Source organism: Microbacterium ginsengiterrae, assembly GCF_014205075.1.
Lineage (GTDB): Bacteria > Actinomycetota > Actinomycetes > Actinomycetales > Microbacteriaceae > Microbacterium > Microbacterium ginsengiterrae.
In genome coordinates this window covers 1,021,021-1,042,882 of the sequence record NZ_JACHMU010000001.1, presented here as the reverse complement: position 1 = coordinate 1,042,882, position 21,862 = coordinate 1,021,021, and the positions used below count along the sequence as shown (strand labels likewise).

17 protein-coding genes are annotated in these 21,862 nt (G+C 66.8%); 12 read left to right on the top strand and 5 right to left on the bottom strand.

Features of this window, described 5'->3' with window-relative positions; translation table 11 throughout:
* Positions 1-50 precede the first annotated feature (50 nt).
* From HD600_RS05175 to HD600_RS05160, 4 genes are read left to right on the top strand one after another with little or no spacing between them, the layout of a single operon-like run.
* Positions 51-1,019 carry a tripartite tricarboxylate transporter substrate binding protein gene (locus HD600_RS05175; RefSeq protein WP_184282015.1) on the top strand — a complete coding sequence of 323 codons (969 nt, stop codon included), beginning with the start codon at positions 51-53 and terminating at the stop codon, positions 1,017-1,019.
* A gap of 57 nt (positions 1,020-1,076) precedes the next feature.
* Positions 1,077-1,604, top strand: a complete 528-nt coding sequence (locus HD600_RS05170; protein WP_184282013.1) for a tripartite tricarboxylate transporter TctB family protein — start codon at positions 1,077-1,079, stop codon at positions 1,602-1,604.
* Positions 1,601-3,229 carry a tripartite tricarboxylate transporter permease gene (locus HD600_RS05165; RefSeq protein ID WP_184282011.1) on the top strand — a complete coding sequence of 543 codons (1,629 nt, stop codon included), beginning with the start codon at positions 1,601-1,603 and terminating at the stop codon, positions 3,227-3,229. The genes HD600_RS05170 and HD600_RS05165 overlap by 4 nt, the downstream gene beginning before the upstream one ends.
* A complete protein-coding gene (locus HD600_RS05160; RefSeq protein WP_144793508.1) occupies positions 3,226-4,095 on the top strand; it encodes a dihydrodipicolinate synthase family protein in 870 nt (289 codons plus the stop codon). The genes HD600_RS05165 and HD600_RS05160 overlap by 4 nt, the downstream gene beginning before the upstream one ends.
* A gap of 12 nt (positions 4,096-4,107) precedes the next feature.
* Here HD600_RS05160 and HD600_RS05155 read toward each other — a convergent pair whose 3' ends face one another.
* Positions 4,108-4,914 (bottom strand): hypothetical protein, encoded by an 807-nt coding sequence (locus HD600_RS05155; protein ID WP_338402148.1) that lies wholly within the window; start codon positions 4,912-4,914, stop codon positions 4,108-4,110.
* A 637-nt stretch (positions 4,915-5,551) separates the two neighbouring features.
* On the opposite strand from HD600_RS05155, the gene HD600_RS15025 reads away from it, so the two are divergent.
* From HD600_RS15025 to HD600_RS05135, 4 genes are all read left to right on the top strand, one after another.
* A complete protein-coding gene (locus HD600_RS15025; protein ID WP_277816225.1) occupies positions 5,552-7,267 on the top strand; it encodes a glycoside hydrolase family 183 protein in 1,716 nt (571 codons plus the stop codon).
* A 176-nt stretch (positions 7,268-7,443) separates the two neighbouring features.
* Positions 7,444-8,814 carry an ABC transporter substrate-binding protein gene (locus tag HD600_RS05145; RefSeq protein ID WP_184282006.1) on the top strand — a complete coding sequence of 457 codons (1,371 nt, stop codon included), beginning with the start codon at positions 7,444-7,446 and terminating at the stop codon, positions 8,812-8,814.
* A gap of 72 nt (positions 8,815-8,886) precedes the next feature.
* Positions 8,887-9,834, top strand: a complete 948-nt coding sequence (locus HD600_RS05140; protein ID WP_184282005.1) for a carbohydrate ABC transporter permease — start codon at positions 8,887-8,889, stop codon at positions 9,832-9,834.
* Between the two features lies 1 nt (position 9,835).
* Complete coding sequence (locus HD600_RS05135) at positions 9,836-10,729, top strand: carbohydrate ABC transporter permease (RefSeq protein WP_184282002.1); 894 nt, start codon at positions 9,836-9,838, stop codon at positions 10,727-10,729.
* A gap of 41 nt (positions 10,730-10,770) precedes the next feature.
* On the opposite strand, the gene HD600_RS05130 is transcribed toward HD600_RS05135, so the two are convergent.
* Genes HD600_RS05130 through HD600_RS05115 form a run of 4 tightly spaced genes read right to left on the bottom strand, consistent with a single transcriptional unit; the run spans position 10,771 to position 14,920 of the window.
* Positions 10,771-11,799: a lactonase family protein gene (locus tag HD600_RS05130; RefSeq protein WP_184282000.1), complete on the bottom strand. Its 1,029-nt coding sequence runs from the start codon at positions 11,797-11,799 to the stop codon at positions 10,771-10,773.
* Between the two features lie 37 nt (positions 11,800-11,836).
* Positions 11,837-12,583, bottom strand: coding sequence for an SDR family NAD(P)-dependent oxidoreductase (locus HD600_RS05125; protein WP_184281998.1), 747 nt, complete (start codon positions 12,581-12,583; stop codon positions 11,837-11,839).
* Between the two features lie 37 nt (positions 12,584-12,620).
* The gene (locus HD600_RS05120) at positions 12,621-13,781 is read right to left on the bottom strand and encodes a glycoside hydrolase family 183 protein (RefSeq protein WP_184281996.1); all 1,161 of its coding nucleotides are present in this window, start codon (positions 13,779-13,781) and stop codon (positions 12,621-12,623) included.
* Positions 13,782-13,786: 5 nt separating this feature from the next.
* Positions 13,787-14,920 carry a glycoside hydrolase family 172 protein gene (locus HD600_RS05115; RefSeq protein ID WP_184281994.1) on the bottom strand — a complete coding sequence of 378 codons (1,134 nt, stop codon included), beginning with the start codon at positions 14,918-14,920 and terminating at the stop codon, positions 13,787-13,789.
* 143 nt (positions 14,921-15,063) lie between these two features.
* On the opposite strand from HD600_RS05115, the gene HD600_RS05110 reads away from it, so the two are divergent.
* From HD600_RS05110 to HD600_RS05095, 4 genes are all read left to right on the top strand, one after another.
* Entirely contained in the window at positions 15,064-16,047 is a 984-nt protein-coding gene (locus tag HD600_RS05110) for a LacI family DNA-binding transcriptional regulator (protein WP_184281992.1), read from the top strand.
* 97 nt (positions 16,048-16,144) lie between these two features.
* On the top strand, positions 16,145-17,644 hold the full coding sequence (locus HD600_RS05105; protein WP_338402147.1) for an FGGY-family carbohydrate kinase: 1,500 nt from the start codon (positions 16,145-16,147) through the stop codon (positions 17,642-17,644).
* A complete protein-coding gene (locus tag HD600_RS05100) occupies positions 17,637-20,213 on the top strand; it encodes a GH116 family glycosyl-hydrolase (protein WP_184281989.1) in 2,577 nt (858 codons plus the stop codon). The genes HD600_RS05105 and HD600_RS05100 overlap by 8 nt, the downstream gene beginning before the upstream one ends.
* Positions 20,210-21,841 carry a fucose isomerase gene (locus tag HD600_RS05095; RefSeq protein ID WP_206705687.1) on the top strand — a complete coding sequence of 544 codons (1,632 nt, stop codon included), beginning with the start codon at positions 20,210-20,212 and terminating at the stop codon, positions 21,839-21,841. Before HD600_RS05100 ends, HD600_RS05095 begins: the two co-directional genes overlap by 4 nt.
* The last annotated feature ends 21 nt before the right edge of the window (positions 21,842-21,862 follow it).

Below are 21,862 nucleotides of genomic sequence, written 5' to 3'. Positions count from 1 at the left end.
TACGCTCGCCCCGTCGGTTAGGTACCCCCTGCACTCAAAGAGGAGCAAAGATGTCCATCAAGCGCACGAATCGCGCCCTGGCAGCCGCCGCCGTGTTCACGGCCGCCGCGCTGGTCATGTCCGGATGCACGAAGGTCGATGAGGGCGGTGACGCCGAGTCGTCCTTCCCCGAGAAGGACATCCGCCTGATCATCCAGGCGAACCCTGGTGGCGGTTCCGACCTGTCATCGCGCGCGCTCGCGACCGAACTCGAGGGAATCCTCGACGTCAGCGTGATCCCCGAGAACATGCCCGGTGCAGCCGGGGCGCTGGCGATGGAGTACGTCGCCGAGCAGGAGCCCGACGGCTACGTCATCGGCTTCGGTCCCGTCGAGATCGCGATGCTCAACACCACCCAGGACGCCGACGTTCTCCCGGAGAACTACGACCTCCTCGGTCAGATCATGCTCGCCCCCGGCGTCATCACCGTCTCCGCGTCGAGCGACATCGAGACGCTCGACGACCTCGTCGCGCAGTCGAAGAGCGCGCCCATCACGATCGCCAACTCCGGCGCCGGATCCATCTGGGAGGCGGCCAGCGTCGCCTTCGGCGCCGAGACCGGCGGAGAGGTCACGCCCGTTCCGTACGACGGTGGAGCCCCTGCGGTCGCCGCTGCTGCATCCGGTGAGACCGTCGCCGCCGTGTCCGGCCTCGGCGAGGCGTTGTCGCAGGGCAGCGCGGTCCGTATCCTCGCCGTGATGAACGACGAGCGCCACCCGGACGCACCGGATGTCCCGACTGCAGAAGAGGCCATCGGAACCGAGCTGATCTTCGGCGGATGGGGCGGCATCTACGCTCCCGCCGGCCTGCCGGACGACGTGCGCGACACGCTCGAATCGGCGATCAAGGAAGCGGTCGAGTCCGACAGCTACCAGCAGTTCCAGGCGGATGCCGGGAACCTCGTCGTGTACCGCGACTCGAAGGAGTTCACGAAGTTCGTCGAGGATCAGTTCGCACTGTTCCAGGATCTGCTCGGCTGATCCCTCGCGCGGGCCGGGGAGACCCGGCCCGCGCATCCTCGTCTCCGAAGGAATCACATGTCCTCTCCCGAAGTCGTACAAGGCGACGAGTATCAGGGCGCGACCTCTTCCCGCCCGCTCGAGATCGCCTTCGGCGCCGTGGCTCTGGCCATCACCGCCGGTTACCTGGCACTGTCCACCCAGATCGACCTTCGGCGAGAGGCCGCTCCCGGTCAGATCGATGCACGCTTCTGGCCGTTGGTCCTCGGCGTCACGGGAGTCGTCGTCGCGATCGCCATCCTCGCGATCGCCATCACTCGTCCTGCCCCGGGGCGCGACGACCTCGAGCGGATACAGCCCGGCGGTGTCGTGCGCGTGATCGCCACGATCGCGATCGCCGGGGTCTTCATCGCCGTCTGGTCGCTCGGGTCGGTCATCGTCTTCGGCTACCGCATCGAGGTGTTCCCGATCGCGGCCGCTCTGCTCATGGCCGCTCTCATGCTCGTCTATGGGCACCGTCGTTGGCTGAGCCTGGTCATCTACACCGTCGCCGTGACGGCGTTCATCTACGTCGTGTTCGGCATGCTTCTGAGGATTCCGCTATGACCCCGCTGATGGAGGGGCTCAACTCGCTCCTCGACGTCTCGATCCTGCTCTACATGGGTGTGGGTCTCGTGCTCGGCTTCATGGTCGGGGCGTTCCCCGGGATCACCGCGACCATGGCCGTCGCCCTCGCCGCGGGCTTCACGATGACCCTGGAGCCCGTGCAGGGCCTCGCCGTCCTGCTCACGATCTACGTCGCGGCGAACTTCGGCGACCGCGTGCCGTCGATCCTCATCAACACGCCAGGAACACCGGCATCCATCGCCACCACTCTCGACGGGTATCCGATGGCGAAGCAGGGCAGGGCAGGGCTCGCCCTGACGATGTCCGCGATCGTGTCGGCCGTCGGCATCCTCGCCTCTCTCGTGCTCTTCGCGGTCGCCGCCGTGCCGATCGCGAGCTTCGCGAGGGACTACTTCAAGTCTCCCGAGCTGTTCGCCCTCGTCATCTTCGGCATCGCCATCATGATCGGCATCTCGTCGAAGTCGATGCTCAAGGGCATCATCGCCGGAGTGTTCGGCCTCATGCTCGGCACGGTGGGCACGTATGCCGCCACCGCTGACAAGCGCTTCACTTTCGGGGTACTCGAGCTCGTCGAGGGCGTGAACTTCATCGCCGTCATCATCGGGCTGTTCGGCATCGCCGAACTGTTCGACCAGTTGCTCACGCACCGCGCATCGAAGGTGCGCCCCATCTCGAGCCTCGGTCGCTGGTGGCCCAGCCGCGCGGAGCTCAAGCAGAGCGGTCGGGCGACCGCCGTCGGTGGCGCCGTCGGCCTCGGCGTCGGGCTCATCCCCGCCGCGGGTGGTGACATCGCCGGCCTCATCGGGTGGGAGCGGGCACGCAAGGCGTCCAAGCAGCCCGAGGAGTTCGGCAAGGGGTCGATCGAGGGTGTCGCGGCATCCGACACCGCCTCCAGCGCGACGCTCGGCGGATCGCTGACGACGACCATGGCCCTCGGCATTCCTGGCGACTCCGTGATGGCCGTGATGATCGGGTCGATGATCATCTGGGGCATCACGCCGGGGCCGACGCTGTTCACGGACCGCCCCGACCTCGTCGTGTCCATCGTCGGGATCATGCTCGTGGCCACCCTGCTCTCGCTCGGGCTCAGCCTCGTGCGCATGAAGGGGATGGTCAAGCTCCTCGACGTTCCGCAGCCGTATCTGTGGAGCGGCATCCTCATCTTCTGCGTCATCGGCACCTACGCGACCTCGAACAGCCTGTCGACCGTCGTGACCATGCTCGTGTTCGGCGTCATCGGTGTGCTGCTCAAGCGCATGCAGGTGCCGGCGGGCCCGGTCGTGCTCGGCCTGCTGCTCGGTCCGCTCGCCGAGGAGAACCTCGCCCGCACACTCGCGATCCTGCCGACCCGTCCGTTCTTCGAGGTCGTCAGCCCCATCGCGATCGTGCTGCTCGCGCTCGCCGTACTGTCCATCGTGATGCCGGCGATCCGCGCCGCCCGCAAGCCGCGGGCCGAACGGGCGTCGTTCGCGGATTCCGTGCTCGACACCGAAAGCCTCACCCAGATCTCGAAGGCGCACGAGGAGCTCGCGGCGAACCCCGACCTGCTCACCTCGACCGTGCGCAGCATCGACAAGAAGAAGTCCAAGGAGAAGAAGAAGTGACCCGGTACGACATCCTCACCGCGATCCCCACCGCATTCCATTCCGACGGGAGCCTCGACGTCGACGGATCGCGCGCGATCTTCCGCTTCGTGGGGCAGTCCGGCAACGAAGGAGCCTTCGTGCTCGGGACGACCGGCGAGTTCCCGGCGGTCGACGCGGCGGAGTTCTCCTCACTCGTCGAGGCGGCGGTGGAGGAGCTCGCCGATCGGATGCGCGTGATCGTGCACGTCGGTCGCCCCAGCGCGTTCGAGGCCGTCCGGCTCACCCACATCGCGCGGGACCTCGGGGTGACAGAGTTCGCGGCGCTCACTCCGTACTACCTCCGGTCCAGCGATGACGCGATCTTCGACTACTTCCAGGCGGTGTCGGATGCCGTCGGCGACGGGCGTCTGTACGTCTACATCTACCCCGCGCGCAGTGGTAACCCCGTCACGCCCGAACTCCTCGTGCGGCTCGCTCAGCTGCCCAACATCGTCGGCGCGAAGATCAGCGAGCTGTCGCTCGAGGACATCGCGGCCTACCGTGCAGTCGTCCCGGATGACTTCGACCTGTACACCGGTGCCGACCGTGACCTCATCGCCGCCGTCGACGCCGGCGCGCAGGGAGTGGTCTCCGGCGTCTCGTCAGTCACGCCCAAGCCCTTCCGTGCGCTGGCGTATGCCGGACGTTCCGGCGATGCCGCTGCGATCGCCGCCGCGCAGGCCGACGTCGACGAGGTCGTCTCACTGATCGGAGGCGACATGGCGCGGATGAAGGAGGGGTATCGCGTCCTGGGAGTCACCGACACGCACTGCCGCATGGCGATCGCCGAGCCGACCGATGCCCAGCGCGCCGATGTGCGCCGGGTGGTCGAGAAGCACCGCTGAGTCGGACCGGGCTCAGTCGATGGGCTCGACGGTGAAGCGGTACGACGCCCCCTGGCGGAACGGCTCGACGATCTCGAAGTTCTCGAATGCCGGACCGCCCGGGATCGGTGAGGCGCTGGCCCAGTAGGACCAGCGGGCGTTGACGAGCGCTTCGAGGTCAGGATGCGGGTCGTCGACTCGCCAGGCCTGCTCGGCCCGGCGGCCGAGGAAGCGCCAATGGGCCGCAGTGTCCTCGGCGTACTCCACCGACGTCGGGTCGGTCTCGTCCCCCGTGGCGCGGACGATCGCCGCGTGCCCGTCACGTTCGAGTTCGGCGAGCGGAAATCGGCCGTGCTGCGTGAACCCCGTGCCGGAGTGATCGGGCCACAGCTGAGAGGTCGTCACGACCCGGTCGGCGAGGTGCAGCCGTCTCAGCCGTGCCCAGTTGCCCATCGTGGCCGTGAGGATGAGGCTCCGTAGCGGCGCGGATCCTCCTGCGGTGAATCCGGAGAGTTCGACCTCGTGGCTGCGGTCGGCGCGGAAGCGGAGTCGAACGCGGACATTCGCGCCGTTCTCGAAGCGCTCCACGCCGATCCAGACCGTCAGGCATTCGACGCCGTCGACGTGCTCGACGACTCCGCGAGCCGGAACGAGTGGATCGCGAGGTGAGGAGTCATGCGGGGCGTCCACCGACCAGAACCGTTTTCCGTTCGCGCCTTCGTCGAGAGCGCTCGGTTCGAGCTCGGAGTAGCCCCGGCGTGGGCTGTCGGCGGTCATCGGCTCGATTGCGATGAAGTTGACCAGGCGGTCACGAGGGTGGTCGAGATAGGGGGTGAACACTCTCAAGAGGCCACGGGGACCCGGGAGAGGATGGATCCCGATCTGGAGACCGTCGGCGTGGCCCCAACGTGGCTCGGCCGGTGCGGCGTCGGGCGGGCGCACCCAGCGGCCTTCCACGATTGCGGGGGTGGCTTCCGGTGTCGGAGCTCGATCGGTGCGCACGGAGGACCTTTCGACGCGGCGGTGGGGTATGACGGACACGGTAACGGATTGAAATCGGTTTCGCCATCCCCCGAGCACTGGAGTCGTGGCGCGGCGGCGGGGCGAGGCGTCGGCGGACCGCAGGTGTCCAGTTCGCACGAGGTACGCGATGACGAAGCCTTGACGCACTGCCCGTGCACGCCTAAGGTGACCTGAAATCGGTTTCAGTTCGTCGGACGAAGCAGTCCGTCGGCCCGCGCCGCTGTCTCTCGCTCCGTCCGTCACGCCGTGCACTGCGATCGCGGCCCTCTGGTGGGCGCAGCCTGTCGAAAGGAACGACGTGACACCATCCGCCTCTCCTCGATCCGCTCGAAGACGAGCGCCTTTCAGGCTCGCCGGCGCCCTGAGTCTGCTGCTCGCAGCCTCCGGCGCGAGCGCCGCCGGTGCCGCTGCGGCCGAGCCGTTGCCGCCATCGCCCGCAGTCATGATCGCCCAGATGACCGGGGCCAGTGCGACCACCGACACCGCCGATCGCTGGGCGGTGACCGGAACAGACCTCGGGGTCATGTGGGACAACGGCTCCGGCGAGGTGCTCACGGCGCTCGGCGATACGTTCGGCGAGTGGGGCGGACCGGGCGGCGGCGGGGGCGACTGGCGCTCGAACGCACTTCTCCGATCCGTGGACAGCGACCTCTCCGACGGGATGTCCTTCGACTCGGCCGTGGAGGATCGCCCGGGCCATGCCGGTGAGCTCATCCCCTCGAAGAAGATCTCCGGCGACGAGATGACGACCATCCCGACGGCGGGCATCGCGGTCGGCGATCGTCAGTACATGGCCTTCATGTCGGTGAAAGAGTGGGGGCCGGCAGGGCAGTGGTGGACGAATTTCAGTCGAATCGCCTATTCGGACGACAACGGCGAGACGTGGAGCTCCACGGACGGACCCACCTGGACGAACACGGCGACGGCGTCACAGTGGGACGATCCGGACGGTCCGCAACATCCCTTCCAGATGGTCGCCTTCGAGAAGCGCGACGGCTACGTCTACATGTTCGGAACGCCCAATGGGCGACTCGGCGCTGTGCACGTGGCGCGTGTCGAGGAGGGCGCCATGCTCGACAAGTCCGCATGGCGCTACTGGGACGGATCCGACTGGAGTGCAGGCGACGGCACAGCCGCTGAAGCCATCGTGCCCCCGATGAACTCGGAGCTGTCCGTACAGTTCAACGAGCACACCGGCAAGTGGCTCATGGTCACCTTGGACGGCAAGGCGGACGGGACGATGCTGTTGCGCACCGCCGACAGCCCGGAAGGGCCGTGGACCGAGGGAGAGGGGATCGCGAACTCGTTCGACTACCCGGGCCTTTACGGTGGATACATCCACCCGTGGTCCTCGGGTTCGGACCTCTACATCGCCCTCTCGCAATGGGACCCCTACAACGTCTTCCTCATCCGCGTTCAGCTCGACGAAGAGGGCGGCCTCGTCAATCCGAACCTTCTGCGGGACCCGAGCTTCGAGCGCAATGCGACCATGACGGCTCCGTGGGGGTGCAACGGGAACTGCGGGATCGACACCAACCACGCCTGGTCGTACGCAGGCAGCCGCCAGGCCTGGATGCGCGGGACGACAGGGGCCCTGGACGTGCATCAGCCGGTCGACGTGTCGCCGAACACCGACTACGTCTTCTCAGGCTTCGTCGTCACCGGCGGCGTGGACGCACAGGGTTTCTTCGGCGTGCGTGAGGTGGGCCCCGGTGCGGCGACGCTGGCCGTGAAGGAGTTCACCGCCGTCGTTCCGTACGAGCGCTTCGAAATCGAATTCAACTCGGGGGTGTCAACACGTCTAGAGGTGTTCGTGGGAACTGTCCTGAACGGCGATCGCTGGGTCCAGATCGATGACCTCGCGCTGGTCCGATCGGATCCGACGGGAACGACGGATCCGACCGATCCCACGGAGCCGACCGACCCGATGGATCCGATCGAGCCCGTCGACCCGGCGGATCCGGACCCGACGGATCCAGGTTCGCCGACCGACCCCGATGGCCCTGGATCTCCGGATTCGGCGCCCGATGTAGGTGGTGACTCCGGCGCGGATGCTCTCGCGACGACGGGCAGTGACGCCGGGGCCTTGATCGCCCCGATCGCCATCGGCTTCGCACTGATCGTCGCAGGATCGCTGGCGCTGCTGCTCCGCCGGAAGCGTGTGAGCTGACCTCGGACGCGCGTCGAGAGGCGGGTGCGGAGAGTTCCGCCCCGCCTCTCTTGTGGTTGAAATCGATTTCGTCTAACGTGGCCTCTACCCGGTCGACGACGACCCGTCGGCCCGGCCCATGGCACCAGCCGAACAGCATCGATTCGATGTCGAATCGCGTTCCTGAGGAGGAACTCATGGCAATCAACACATCTCGCAGAAGGCGGATCGCGCTGTCCGCGCTTGGCGCGGTCACCGCGGCCGGACTTCTTGCCGGTTGCGGCTCCAGCACACCGGGCGAAGCCGCCGGCGACGGCGCAGGAGAGGACGGCGTCACCACCATCCAGTTCTGGCATCGCACCTTCACCCCGGTCGAGAACGAGTGGTACGCGAACATCGTCAAGCAGTTCAACGAGTCGCAGGACGAGATCAAGGTCGTCGACACCGAGGTGCCGGCGGACGCATGGGACCAGAAGATGAAGGCCGCCCAGGCCGCGGGCAAGGCCCCTGACGTCTACACGCACTCGGGCAGCATCCAGGACGCCGTAAACGCCGGCCAGCTGCACGACCTCGACTCGATCGTCCCCGAGGACGCCCTCGCCGAGATCATCGATGCAGCCAAGCCCGTCTCCGAACTCGACGGCACCTTCTATGCGTATCCGCTCCTCCTCGAGCCCCAGACGGTGCTGTTCTGGAACAAGGACATCCTCGAGGCCGCGGGTGTCGACGCGGAGAACGGTCCGGAGACCTGGGAAGAGCTGATGGCGGCCTGCGAGAAGATCGCTCCGACGCTCGAGGGCGGCCAGTACTGCATCTCGCCGGCTCAGGACGCTCCCACGTTCGCGTGGTCCTCCGTCGGCCAGCAGTACAACTTCACCGGACACACCGCGCTCAATGACGACTGGACCGCCCCGAACATCGACGACGACGGCTATCGCGCGATGATGGAGCAGTACAAGGCGCTGTGGGACAACGGCTACATGCCCAAGCAGCCCCTCGCCGCGTATGTCGAGGCCAAGGACTTCGGTGAGGAGAAGGTCGCCTTCAAGGTGTCCGGCTCGTGGATGATGTCCGAGGTCGGGTCGGACTACCCCGACCTGCTCGGCTCGACGGGCATCGGCGCGTTCCCGAACGCACCGGGAGCGGACGGCCGGACGGCCACGACCCTGGGCAACTTCAAGTGGGTCGTGGACGCGAAGTCGAAGAACGCGGAGGCGGCCGGGGAGTTCCTCAGCTGGGCCATCGCCGGCGACCCGGAGAACCTCGTCCCCTTCTTCGTGGACACGCAGTTCACGAAGGTGCCCGTCCGTCAGTCGGTCCAGGATGCCGTCGCCGACGACAGCGCCGCCGCGGACGCCCCGTGGTCGGATGTCATCGTCAACGACATCGCACCCACTGCCATCCCCGAGCCGACCTACCCCTGGGATGTCTCGCTCGCAGTGGGGACTGCCTTCGAGTCCGTCATGAAGGGATCCGCCTCGACCGATGACGCGATCAAGACCGCCGAGCAGGCGATCCAGACCGTGATCGACCGAGACGGCCTTGCGGACAAGGCGCCCAGCAACTGATGTCGACCACTTCGGGGGCCGGCCGACGCCGGCCCCCGAAGTACGCGTCCGAACCGACGACGAGGTGGGTAAATGGTCACGCAGACGGTGACGCCGAGCAGAGCACAGAACCGAGAGGATGCGCCGCAGCAGAGGAACCCGGATCGATACAAGTACCGCGACAACAAGGTCGCCTACCTGTTCCTTCTCCCGGTCCTGATCCTGCTGGGGATCTTCGTGATCTGGCCGGCGATCTACGCAGGTTATCTCTCATTCCAGGACTGGAGCTTCTACAAGGAGCCGGAATTCGTCGGGTGGAAGAACTTCACTGACGTCATGTCCGATCGCCTGTTCTGGGCGGCGGTGGGGCGAGGGTTCGTCTTCGTCGCGATGACGGTGCCCCCGATGCTCGTCCTCGCGTTCCTGTTCGCCAGCCTCGTCGTGAGCGTCGGCAGGAAGTTCGCAGGCGTTCTCAAGGTCAGCATCTACATCCCCACGATCATCTCGTCCGTCATCACCTCGATCATCTTCGTCCTGATCTACGACTACTCCGGCGGACTGCTGAACTGGTTCCTCGCGTTGTTCGGCATCGACCCGATCGCATGGATCGGCGACCCGGCATGGGCGTTGCTCGCCATCGCCGTGCCGGCGATCTGGCTCGGCATGGGTCTCACCTCGCTGATCATGGTCGCCGCCATGGTGGACATCCCGCAGGAGTTCTACGAGGCCGCCGCGATGGAGGGGGCCAACTGGTGGCAGAAGACCATCTACATCACCCTGCCGCAGATGAAGAACATCCTCCTCTACCTGCTGATCACCGGATTCGTCGCAGCGATCCAGCAGTTCGAGCTCCCGCTCGTCATGACCAACGGCGGTCCGCTCGATTCGACCATGCTGCCGAACCTGTTCATCTTCAATCACTTCCGCAACGACATCAACGTCGGCTACTCGATCGCGGCGGCGCTGCTCATGTTCGTCGTCCTCGGTACCGTGTCGGCTGTCGTGTTCCGGTTCGTCAACTCGGAGAGGCTGGTGGACTGACATGACCTCCATGCAGGAGACCACTCGTATCGTCCTCGCGGGCAAGGAGCCCAAGCAACCCCGGCTGCCGCGCACCCCCGGCTCGTGGATCGTCCTCATCGGCAAAGTGCTCGCGGGGGCCCTGTTCCTCGTCGCCGCGCTCTTCCCGTTGGCCTGGATGGTCATCGCCGGCTTCAAGGCGAAGACCGAGGTCATCCAGACGCCTTTCCAGTTCTTCCCCGAGGTGTGGAAATGGGAGAACTACGCCCAGATCCTCGCTGATCCGACCTTCACCCTCACGATGGGGTGGACGTTTCTCGGCGCGGTCCTGTTCACCCTGCTGAGTCTGACCATCAACTCGCTCGCGGCCTACGCGTTCGCTCGCCTCGACTTCCGGTTCAAGCGGACGATCTGGACGATCGTCATCACCACGATGTTCATCCCCGGCATGACGATCCTGTTGACGAGTTTCATCGTCGTCACCCGCCTGTCGATGCTCGACACGCTCGCCGTGCTCGTGGTTCCGGGCGCGGCGGCGGCGGCGACCGTCTTCTTCATCCGCCAGTTCTACCTGAACATCCCCGCCAGTCTGGAAGAGGCCGCGATGCTCGACGGCTGCGGACGGTTCGCGATCTTCGTGCGGATCTTCCTTCCGCTGTCGAAACCGCCGTTCGTGGTGATGGGGATCACCTCGTTCCTCGCCTACTGGAACTCCTACGTGTGGCCGATCATGACGATCACGTCACCGGAGCGCTTCGTCGTCCAGCAGTACCTCGCGACCTTCCGCTCTGAGCGGTCGACCGAGCTGGGCCTGTTGATGGCCGGATCAGTGCTGGCGGCGGCGCCGGTCGTGATCCTCTTCCTCATCTTCCAACGCCAGATCATCGGCAACATCAAGATGGCCGGACTGAAATAAGAGGTCGCGTCGACCGGTGCGACGGGGCGAACCGGTTCCGCTCAGACGAAGCGGACCCAGTTCGCCCCGTTGCCCGTCTCGATGCGCTGGACGAGCTCGAGGTCGTCATCGTGTACTGCGTACAGCGAGACGGTCGTCGACTTCTCACCAGCCGCGACGAGGTAGGCCCCGTCGCGGCTGATCGCAAACCCTCGAGGCTGCGTCTCGGTGACCGTGAAGCGCGAGGGGGCGGTCAACGACCCGTCGCCGCCGACGGTCACCGCGCCCAGGGTGCTCTCTGTACGTTCAGACGCCCAGAGACTGCGCTCGTCCGCGCTCGCGTGCAGATCCGCACCCCAGATGTAGTGGTGCTCGAGAGGGTCGGCGCCGAACACGCTGTGGCCGAGCCCGGCCGTCGTGTCATAGGCGGTCGCGACGTCGCGGAACTCCAGAGCGCCGGTGACCGTGTCGCGGCTGTAGTGCAGCACCTCCCCGGAGAACTCGGTGAGCACGTACACCGCATCCTGCGCATCGTTGAGGATCAGATGCCGCGGGCCACTTCCCGCTGGAGCTGCGACCGTCTCGGGGGCGAGCGGTACAAGTCGAAGGTCCGCCGACAAGGCGTACTGCGCCACGAGATCTGCTCCGAGCGAGACGAAATACGCGAACCGGCCGTCAGCGGAAGGGAGAACGGAGTGCAGGTTGGGGAACTCGATCCGGGAAACGGGCTCGCCGACGACGCCGCCGGTCACCGGGCAACTGATGCCGTATCCGCCGCCATAAGAGGCGCCGAGCAGCCCGGCGCCATCTTTCGTGAGCGCCAGATAGTTCATGCCGCCGGCAGGAAGATCCATCCGGGACTTCGGCGTCAGCTGTCCGCTCTCCCGATCCAGCGAGAGGGTGAGGATCCCGGCTGGTTCCCCCTTCACCGCGGCGTGGACGATGTCGCGGGCAGCGTCCACGGCGAAGGTCGAACATCCCGGGAGACCTTCGGACACGGAGAGCCGCTCAAGCTGTCCGTTGTCGAGGCGGAAGGAACTCACGGTGCCATCGCCGGCATTGGCGACCAGGACGAGAGGGGAGGCGGTCATCCCTCGATCGTACGGGCAGCGCCGCCCGCCCGGGCGATCACCAGACGGTGTATCCGCCGTCGGCGATGACGTCGGACCCGGTCATCAGGCTCGATGCGTCCGAAGCGAGGAAGAGGATTATCGAGGCGACCTCGTCAGGGGTGCCGAGCCGACCCGTCGGGGTGCGGTCGCGCCAGACCTCGCCGAGCTCCGGCTCGCGCTCGAGCAAGGCCGCGGTGAGATCCGTGGCGATGTATCCGGGCGAGATCGAGTTGACCCGGACTCCGCGGTCGGCCCACTCGCCCGCGAGGGTCTTCGTGAGGTGCACGACCCCCGCCTTCGAGGCGTTGTAGCTGATCTGCTTCTGCGGGTAGTTGCTCACGGTCGCGCTCATGGACGCGATGTTGACGATCGTGCCCCGGTGGGCGGCGAGCATGTGCCGCCCGAACGCCTGGCAGACGTGGAACGTGCCGGAGAGGTTCACATCGAGCACCGTCGACCAGTCTTCGGCCGACATTTCCTCGGCGCTGGCCGAGCGGACGATCCCTGCGGCGTTGAGGACGATGTCCGGACTGCCCAAGCTTGCGACGAGCTTGTCCGCAGCGGCCGAGACCGCTGAGGCGTCCGTCACGTCCAGCTCGACGAACTCCGCTTCCAGGTCGGAATCGCCGTTCGCGAGGTCGAGCACGACGACGCGTGCCCCCTGCGCAGTGAACCGTCGCGCCGTCGCGAGTCCGATTCCGCGACCACCGCCGGTGATCACGACGAGCTTGCCCGCGAGGTCCGGGTATGTCACCTCTGTCATGTTCTCCTCCTTCTGTCAGGTGTGTCTCGCCCGTCGATCATTCCAATGTCATCTCGCGCAGGCCGAACCAGTACGACGATGCCCCGGCGGGGGCGCACGGGCACACATTGGACTGGAGCCACAGGGTCGTCTCATCGTCGGACACGAACTTCGACGGGATCGTCGTACCGTACCCGCCGATCCGGTCCTCGGACCAGGGGTAGGCGCCGAAGTCCTCCGAAAGGAGAAGAGACCACGGTCCCCACGGGGTCGGCGACTCATAGAACTCGAACGTGAACTCGGTCCACGATGTGTACAGATATCGGTCGCGTCCCGGCAGATAGGTCACGCCGCCCTGCGAGAGCACGCTGAGGTCGTGTGCGCCGACGGTCTGCCCGTTCCCGCCCTCGTCCCTCTCGGCATCCTCATCGCTCGGATGCTGTCGACGTTCATCGACGAGCACCGGGCGTTTGGCACCGATCCCGTCGGTCCACGTCGCCTCGACGTCGCCGGGCTCGCCGGCGTAGAACTCCCATGTCGCGACATCCTGAACTGATGCCGTCGGTACACGCGCGAGGAAGAGCTCCGTCGGATCGGGCACGGCATCAGTGAACGAATCTCGCCAGTTCCCGTCCAATCCGAACGCGTAGGCGAACTCGGGGTCGGGAGCGGAGGCGGCATCCTTGCCGAAATCGGCGAACCATATCGTCGTGAACACGCCGTCATCGAACATGGGCGCCGATCTGTCCCATGACCATGTTCGCCCGTGATCGTCGCTGCGTGCGACGGTGGCGGCCGGCGCCGAGTTAAAGTCCAACGCCAGGTCCTGCACCGCGAGGTACAGGGAGCCGTCGGTGCACAGCATCCCCGTCGGCTTCCTCGTGAACCCCTCGCCCGACCAGACCTGGCCGAGGTCGTCGCCCAGGGCGAGCGCCTCTCCGTCGAGATCATCGGCCTCCGGGGTCCCGGTCACCCGGTTCATGACGACGTCGCTGAACTCATATCCGAAACCGGCGCCGTCCCCGTTCGCGGTATAGAGGGCACCATCGTCTGACCAGCAGCTCGGCCACAGATCGCCGTCCGAGATGGCGATCGCGGTCGGTCTGTCATCCACGGTCGCGGACAAGGCGGCATCGCGCGGCTCGGCAGGCGTCGATGCGGTGCACCCCGTCGTGGCCAGCAACGCGGTGATCCCGATGAGCGCAGCGGCGCGGCGCACGCGGATCAGCTCTGCGGCGCGCGAGGAGGGGTGGCGCCGATGTCGGGAACCGGAGCCGTCCCCAGGTGGACCTCCATGTCGTCCGCACTGGGCGTCCGCGGGCGACGGGCCGTCGGCCGGTCGAGATAGAACACCGCCGTGGAGGCGATGTCGTCGCGCAGCGGCAGATAGCGCCAGCCGCTCCGCCAGCCGAGAGCCTGGATGTCCACCTTGGGGATGCCGGTGCGGAAGTGGATCGGGTCGAGGAGGTGCCAACGGTACATGCCGAAGCGCTGCTGGCTGACGTAGAGCCCGTCGGGGCGGATCACCTGCGGCATGCCGAGGTACGGCGTGGAGAATGCCGTGTATCCCTGACCGGGGATGTCGAAGTTCCACGCCCCGCCGAAGTAGTCCTCGGTACCGGTTCCCGCGATCGTCGGATAGTCGGTGTCGCCGTCGAGATAGAACTTGATCTCGCCCTCACCCCACCAGCCGTTGGAGTTGACACCCCAGGCGATGTACGTGCCCACGTACTGCCCCTGTCCCTCGATCCCCTCGAGGATGACATGGGGAGTACGGTCCTCAAGGGGATTCGAACGACGCCACTGCGCGTGGAAGTATGCATCGTTCGAGTAGTCGCCGCCGATCTCGTAGGTGACCTGGTAGTAGACGCGGACGTCGACCGTGGAGGTGTTCTCCAGTGTCAGGCGAGCACCGTCCCTGAACGGCATCGGCCAATAGGAGTTGAAGCCTCCGTGAGGGTTGGCGGCGATGGCCTGCGAGTTCACCTGCGCGAAGACTCCCCAGCCGTTGCAGAAGAAGTCGCCGTACGGCACCTCCACGGCAGGCTCCGCCTCACCGTCCCAGAACGCGCGCAGGAGGAGCGTGCGCCAGTTGTCCGTGTGGGTGGTGATCCAGATGTGTGTGATCTTTCCCGCACCCTGGATGTTCGCCAGATCGAAGGTCTCGCCCGCTTTGATGTCGACACTCGGGGAGATCTTCCATCCGGGGCCGAGGTCGCGGGCACAGTCGGCACCCGTACCTTCGGTCGCCCGCCCGCCGCCGCCGACCGATCCGTCGAAGTTCTCCGGTGAGATGGACCGCGTCTGCACGGAGCGTAGAGCGGCGATCGTCGACAGGTCAGAGGGTGCGAAAGTCATCTGTTCGTTCACGTCCTTGTGTTTCGATGCTCGATGGTTGCGACAACTGTAATCGATTTCATGCGTCTGCGCCACAGGGCACCGCCCGCGCGATACTGTTGCAATCACTCCGGGTCGAGCCGGAATGTGCAGTGAGGGTGGTCATGGCAACGATCTACGACGTCGCCCGCCTCGCGGGAGTGTCTCCCGCGACGGTTTCGCGCGTCTTCAATGGCACGAGCGTTTCTGTTGAGAAGTCCGCTGCGGTGCGCGACGCCGCCGCGCAGCTGAACTTCGTGCCCAACCGCACCGCACGGACCCTCAGGCGGCAGAGCTCCGAGGTGATCGGTCTGATCATCCCCGACATAGAGAATCCGTACTTCACCGAGATGGCGCGAGGGGTGGAGGACGTCGCTTCCGAAGCGGGGTATTCGGTCGTGCTGTGCAATTCGGATGCGCAGACCGACAAAGAGGCGACGTACCTTCAGATCGCGATGTCGGAGAACATGTCGGGCGTGATCATCGCCACGGCCTCCGAGGAGTCGGACCTCGCTCCGATCCTCGCCACGGGAAGGCCGCTCGTCGCTGTGGACCGCAGCACGACGTACGACATCGATGGGGTGGTGATGGCCAACCGTGCTGCGGGGACGTCGGCGACGCGCGCGCTGATCGACGAGGGGTACCAGCGCATCGCCTATATCGGTGGGCCGGAGCACATCGACACGGCCGCCGAACGAGCCGCCGGATGGCGCGACGCACTCACTCGTGCTCAGCCGGACGTTGACGTCGATGCGCTACTGCGTTTCGCGACGTTCCGGGTGGATGGTGGGCGAGAGGTCATGGAAGAGCTCCTCGCGCTCCCTGAGCCTCCGGACGCTGTGGTGGCGGGGAACAACCTCATCGGCGTCGGGGCCATCCAGGTGCTCACGGAGCACGGGCTGACGCCTCCGAAGGTCGGCGTCGCAGTGATCGGGTCATTGCCGTTCACCACGCTGTCGCCGTCGGCGGTGACCGTGGTGCGGCTGCCGGCGCGGCACATGGGCGTGACCGCCGCGAAGATGCTTCTCGGGCGCATCGCGGGCGACGACCAGCCGCCGCGCACCGTCGTTCTGCGCAACGAACTGCAGGCAGCCAGCGTCGCGCGCTGAGCCGGACGCCTGTTGTTGGCATGCCGGCACTGGTCTGCTTGCAACATGAAATCGATTTCGCGTACAGTGAGCATGAGGATCCGTGATCAGGAGGACCATGATGCGCTGCACTCTCGGAGTCGACGTCGGCACGTCGAGCACGAAGGGTGTGCTCGTCGCCGAAGGCGGAGAGATCGTGGCCTCCGCGACGCGAGCGCATGAGGTCGACCGCCCGCACGCCGGGTGGGTCGAGATGGATGCGCGCGTGTGGTGGGACGAGTTCACCGGTATCACGGGCGAACTCATCTCCGCGCATCCCGATGCGCAGATCGTCGCCGTCGGCGTCAGCGGAATGGGGCCGTGCGTGCTCCTCGCGGATGAGAATGATGAGCCGGTCCGAGCCGCGATCCTCTACGGCGTCGACACCCGTTCCGGCGCGCAGATCCAGCGCATGACCGACGAGCTCGGGGCGGAGGAGATCACCCGGGTCGGTGGCTCCACGCTCACCTCGCAGGCGGCCGGTGCGAAGATCGCCTGGGTCAGCGACGAGGAACCGGAGGCGTGGCGGCGTGCGCGTCGTCTGTTCATGCCTGCGTCCTGGCTCGCACGCAGACTCACCGGTGCCTACGTGCTCGACCACCAGTCCGCGAGCCAGACCTCTCCGCTGTACGACATCGAGGGCGAGTCCTGGTACGAGCCCTGGTGGCAGCGCTACGCGGGCTCCATCGAGCAGCCTCGTCTCACGTGGGCCGGAGACATCGCCGGCGAGGTCACCGCCGAGGCGGCTGCCGGGACCGGAATCCCTGAGGGCACTCCGGTCATCACCGGCACGATCGATGCATGGACCGAAGCGGTGAGCGTCGGAGCACACGAGGTCGGAGACCTCATGCTCATGTACGGAACGACCATGTTCCTCGTGTCGACCGGGGAAGACACGCTGCGGACCCCGTCGATGTGGACCACGGCCGGTGCCTTTCCCGGCACACGCAATCTCGCAGGCGGTCTCTCCACGTCCGGCGCCCTGACGGCGTGGCTGAAGGGCCTCACCGGCGCCGACTACCCCGACCTCCTCGCCGACGCCGAGGCGTCGGGACCGGGAGCGAACGGGCTGCTCGTCCTGCCGTACTTCGCGGGGGAGCGCACGCCGATCCAGGACCCTGACGCGCGCGGTGTCGTCGCCGGGCTCACCCTCGCGCACACCCGTGGAGACCTCTACCGTGCGGCGCTCGAGGCCACCGCGCTCGGCGTGCGGCACAACGTGGAGACGATGCGCGCGGCCGGGGCGGACATCCGCCGGATCGTCGCAGTCGGCGGAGGGACACAGGGACGGCTCTGGCTGCAGGTCGTCTCCGATGTCACCGGACTCGTGCAGCAGGTGCCGCAGACGACGATCGGCGCGAGCTACGGCGCCGCGTTCCTCGCGGCCACTGCCGTCGCCGACACGGGATCCGCGCCCGTCATCACGGACTGGAACCCGGTGACGGCGACAATCGAGCCCGACCTGAACCTCCGCGAGTTCTACGACACACTCTTCGACCGGTATCTCCGGCTGTACGAGGGGTCGAAGGGCGTCGTGCATGAACTGGCGGCTGAGCAGCGTGGACGACGCCATGGCTGAACGACGCCGCGCTCCTGGCATCCCGCACACCTCGCAGGCGACGGCGTTCCCTCTGGGCGGCATCGGCACGGGGAATGTCTCGATCGGCGCGCGAGGCGAACTGCGCGACTGGGAGCTGGAGAACCTTCCCGACAAGGGGCGGCGTAATCCGCACTCCTTCTTCGCCATCCACGCCGCACCCGCCGGTGGGGACACCGTCACGCGCGTCCTCGAGGCTCGCCTCACCGGTCGTCACGACGCGGACGCGGGTTACCCGTTCGAGCAGTTGGCAGGTCTCCCCCGCCTCGCCGGTGCGACCTTGCACGGCGAATACCCGGTCGTCGACGTCGACTTCGTCGACGAAGACCTGCCGGTCGACGTCTCGTTGCGCGCCTTCACGCCGCTCGTCCCGCTCGACCCCGAGGCATCAGGCATTCCCGCTGCCGTCCTGCGCTACCGTGTGACCAACCCGGGCGCCGTGGCCGTGGCCGTCACGGTGGCGGGAAGCATGACGCACACCGCAGGACGAGGGGCGCCGGGCCCGGATGCACCGTGGGGCATGCGCGCCACGCAGAAGGTGCGATTCCGCGATGACGGCGACGTCCGCGGGCTCGACTTCGGCATCGACCTTCCGCAGGATGATCCGGGCTACGGCACTTTGAGTCTCACCACGACCGACGCCGCGGTCACCGTGAAGCCGCAGTGGGTGACCAGCTACTGGCCGGACGGCGCGCGACTCTTCTGGAACGACTTCTCCGACGACGGTCTCCTCGAGGCCGAGTCGCGGCTGACGCTCGAAGATCGGCCGCGCGGACTCTTCGCCGAACTGGACGCCGAGAGGGACGAGGAGCTCACCGAGGAACAGATGATGGCGAAGCTGCCGCGCATCCGCACGGGTTCGCTCGGTATCCGGCACACTGTTCCCGCCGGCGAGAGCCGCGACTTCGAGTTCGTGCTCGCCTGGAGCTTCCCGAATCGCCGGAGAGGGTGGCACGGCCACATCATCTTCGCCGACCCCGATGAGGGAGAGCTCAGCCCCGTCGTGCGCAATCACTATGCGACACGCTGGCCGGACGCCTGGTCGGCGGCCGCCCACCTGCATGGCGACCTGGCCGCACTCGAGCGCGCGACGACGACGTTCGTCGACGCTCTCTACGGCGGCGCGATCGATCCGGTCATCAGCGACGCCGCCGGCGCGAACATCGCCGCCCTCCGCTCGACGACGTGCTTCGTGCTCGATTCGCCGAACCCCTCGTTGGGCGATGGCCCGGTGTTCGCGGCGTGGGAAGGGTCGTTCGATCACGGCGGATCCTGCGAGGGCACTTGCACTCACGTCTGGTCCTACGCGCAGACGGCCGCCTGGCTCTTCCCGAGTCTGGAGCGCAGTGCGCGTCGCGCCGAGTACCGTCTCGAGACGGACGACGATGGCGCGCAGAAGTTCCGGGGGAACCGCGTCTTCGGCGGTCCCTCCTGGTTCATGGGTCCTGCCGTCGACGGCCAGCTCGGCACGTTCCTGCGTCTGCACAGGGAGTGGCGGTTCAGCGGCGACGACGACTTCCTCAGGGAACTGTGGCCCACAGCATCCCGCAGCCTCGACCATGCCCTTCGTGAATGGGATCGCGACGGTGACGGGCTCGTAGACGGTGAGCTCCACAACACCTACGACATCGAGTTCCACGGCACGGAGCCCTTGGCGAACGGCATGCTTCTTGCGGCGCTGCGCGCTGGAGTGCGGATGGCCGCTCATCTCGGCGAGCCGGAGAAGGTCGAGGCCTGGACCGCGGCGGCGGATCGCGCAGCGGCCGCGATGGACGGCACGCTCTGGAACGGCGAGTACTACCGCCAGGTCATCGAAGACCTCGACGAGCATCGCTACCAGTACGGCGACGGCGTGCTCTCGGACCAGTTGCTCGGCCAGTTCCACGCCTTCCTCGGTGGGCTCGGGTACCTGTTGCCCGAGGATCGCGTGAATTCCGCACTGGGCGCGATCGTCGCACACAACCACCGAACGGACCTCCGCCGCCACGAGAGCACACAACGGGTCTACGCCCTGAACGATGAGGGTGGGCTGCTGCTGGCGTCATGGCCGCGCGGGGGCAGGCCGTCAATACCGTTCGTGTACTCGGACGAGGTGTGGACCGGTATCGAGCACCAGGTGGCGACATCGCTGATGTTCGCGGGTCGGGTTGACGATGCGCTCCTCATCGAACGGACCCTGCGTGCACGGTACGACGGCCGCCACCGGAACCCCTGGAACGAGATCGAATGCGGTAACCACTACGCTCGCTCCCTCGCATCGTGGGGTCTGCTCGCGGCGGCGAGCGGTGTGCAATGGGATGCGCCGTCGAAGACGCTCGGCTTCGCTCCAGCCGCGGATGGACCCTTCCGCTCTCTGTTCACCACGGCGACCGGCTGGGGCACGGTCGAGGTGGACCACGGCGTCATCTCCCTGCGGCTCGACGGCGGGCACCTCGACCTCGACCGACTAGACCTCCACGGAGAGACCGTCTCCCGTGACATCCGACTCCGAGCGGGCGACACTCATCGCGCCACGCTCGTCCGCACCCACCCAACCCCGGAGGAATCATGAGCTACACCCTTCCCACGCCGGCGACGCGTCCGGCATCCGCCCCGAAGACCGCCTACCTGATCACCTCGGGTGACCTCCGGGAGTCGGCCAACGTCGGCGGCTGGCCCACCCAGCAGGCGCTCGAGGCGGGCGTCACGAGCGTGTTCGACGACCTCGGTTGGAGCGTCGTGCGCGCCTTCGACGTCGACCCCGAGACCGGGCACGGTTTCATCTCGAGCCAGCGCATGGGGCTCGAGGTGTTCAAGAACATCCCGGTCGACGCGCCCCTGATCGTCGCGATCGCCAACTGGCAGTACTCCCACCACGTCCTCGCAGGGCTCCGCACGCACGAGGGGCCGATCCTCACCGTCGCGAACTTCGCCGGCGACTGGCCCGGCCTCGTCGGACTCCTCGGCCTCAACGCCGGACTCACCAAGATGGACAAGCCGTACTCGACGACCTGGTCGGTGGACTTCTCCGACGAGTGGTTCATCAACGGCATCCGCGAGTGGACCGAGACCGGCACCATCACGCACGACTACTCGCACGTCCGCGAACTTCCCGCACTGCCTGACAGCCCCGAGAAGCAGCTCGGCGAGGCACTGGCGGCGCAGCTGCTCGACGAGAAGGCCATCATCGGCGTCTTCGACGAGGGCTGCATGGGCATGTACAACGCCATCTTCGACGACGAGATGCTCAACCAGACCGGTATCTACAAGGAGCGCCTGTCGCAGTCGGCGCTGTACGCCGAGATGCTCAACGTCAGCGAGGAGGACGCCAACGCGGCCTACGACTGGCTCATCGACGCCGGTATGACGTTCAAGTACGGCGAGGATGGCGCGACCGAGCTCACCCGTGAGCAGGTGCAGTGGCAGATGAAGATGTACATCGCCGCCCTGCGCATCGCTGACGACTTCGGACTGGATGCTGTCGGCATCCAGTACCAGCAGGGTCTGAAGGACCTCGTCCCGGCATCCGACCTCGCCGAAGGCATCCTGAACTCCACCGAGCGCCCTCCGGTGACCTCGCGCGACGGCTCGCGCGTGCTGCACGAGGGCCGCGCCTTCCCGCACTTCAACGAGGCCGACGAGGGCGTCGCGGTCGACGCGCTGGTCACCGACCGCGTGTGGCGGGCGATGGGACTCGTGCCCGACAACACCCTGCACGACGTGCGCTGGGGTGAGGAGTACGACGGTCAGTTCGTCTGGGCGTACGAGATCTCCGGCTCGGTGCCGGCCTCGCACCTCGGCGGCTGGGACAAGGCGGAGGGGTGGCGTCAGGGCCACGTCTTCTTCCCCGCGGGCGGCGCGACCCTCAACGGCGTCTCCCAGCCCGGCGAAGTAGTTCTGAGCCGCGTGTTCATCGCCGACGGCATCCTGCAGGCCGACATCTTCCGCGCCTCGGTCGTCGAGCTGCCGGAGGAGGAGACGCAGCGCCGCAAGGCCGCGACGAACGAGGAATGGCCGCTCGCGCACGTCGTGCTGCACGGCGTCTCGCGCGACCAGTTCATGGCGCGCCACAAGGCCAACCACGCCCAACTCGTCTACGCGCCGGACGCGGAGACCGCTGACAAGGCGCTGATCGCCAAGGCCGCGATGTTCGACGGCATGGGCATCAAGGTCAACCTGATCGGTGACGTCAACATCTGATCGCTCTGATCGAGACGTAAG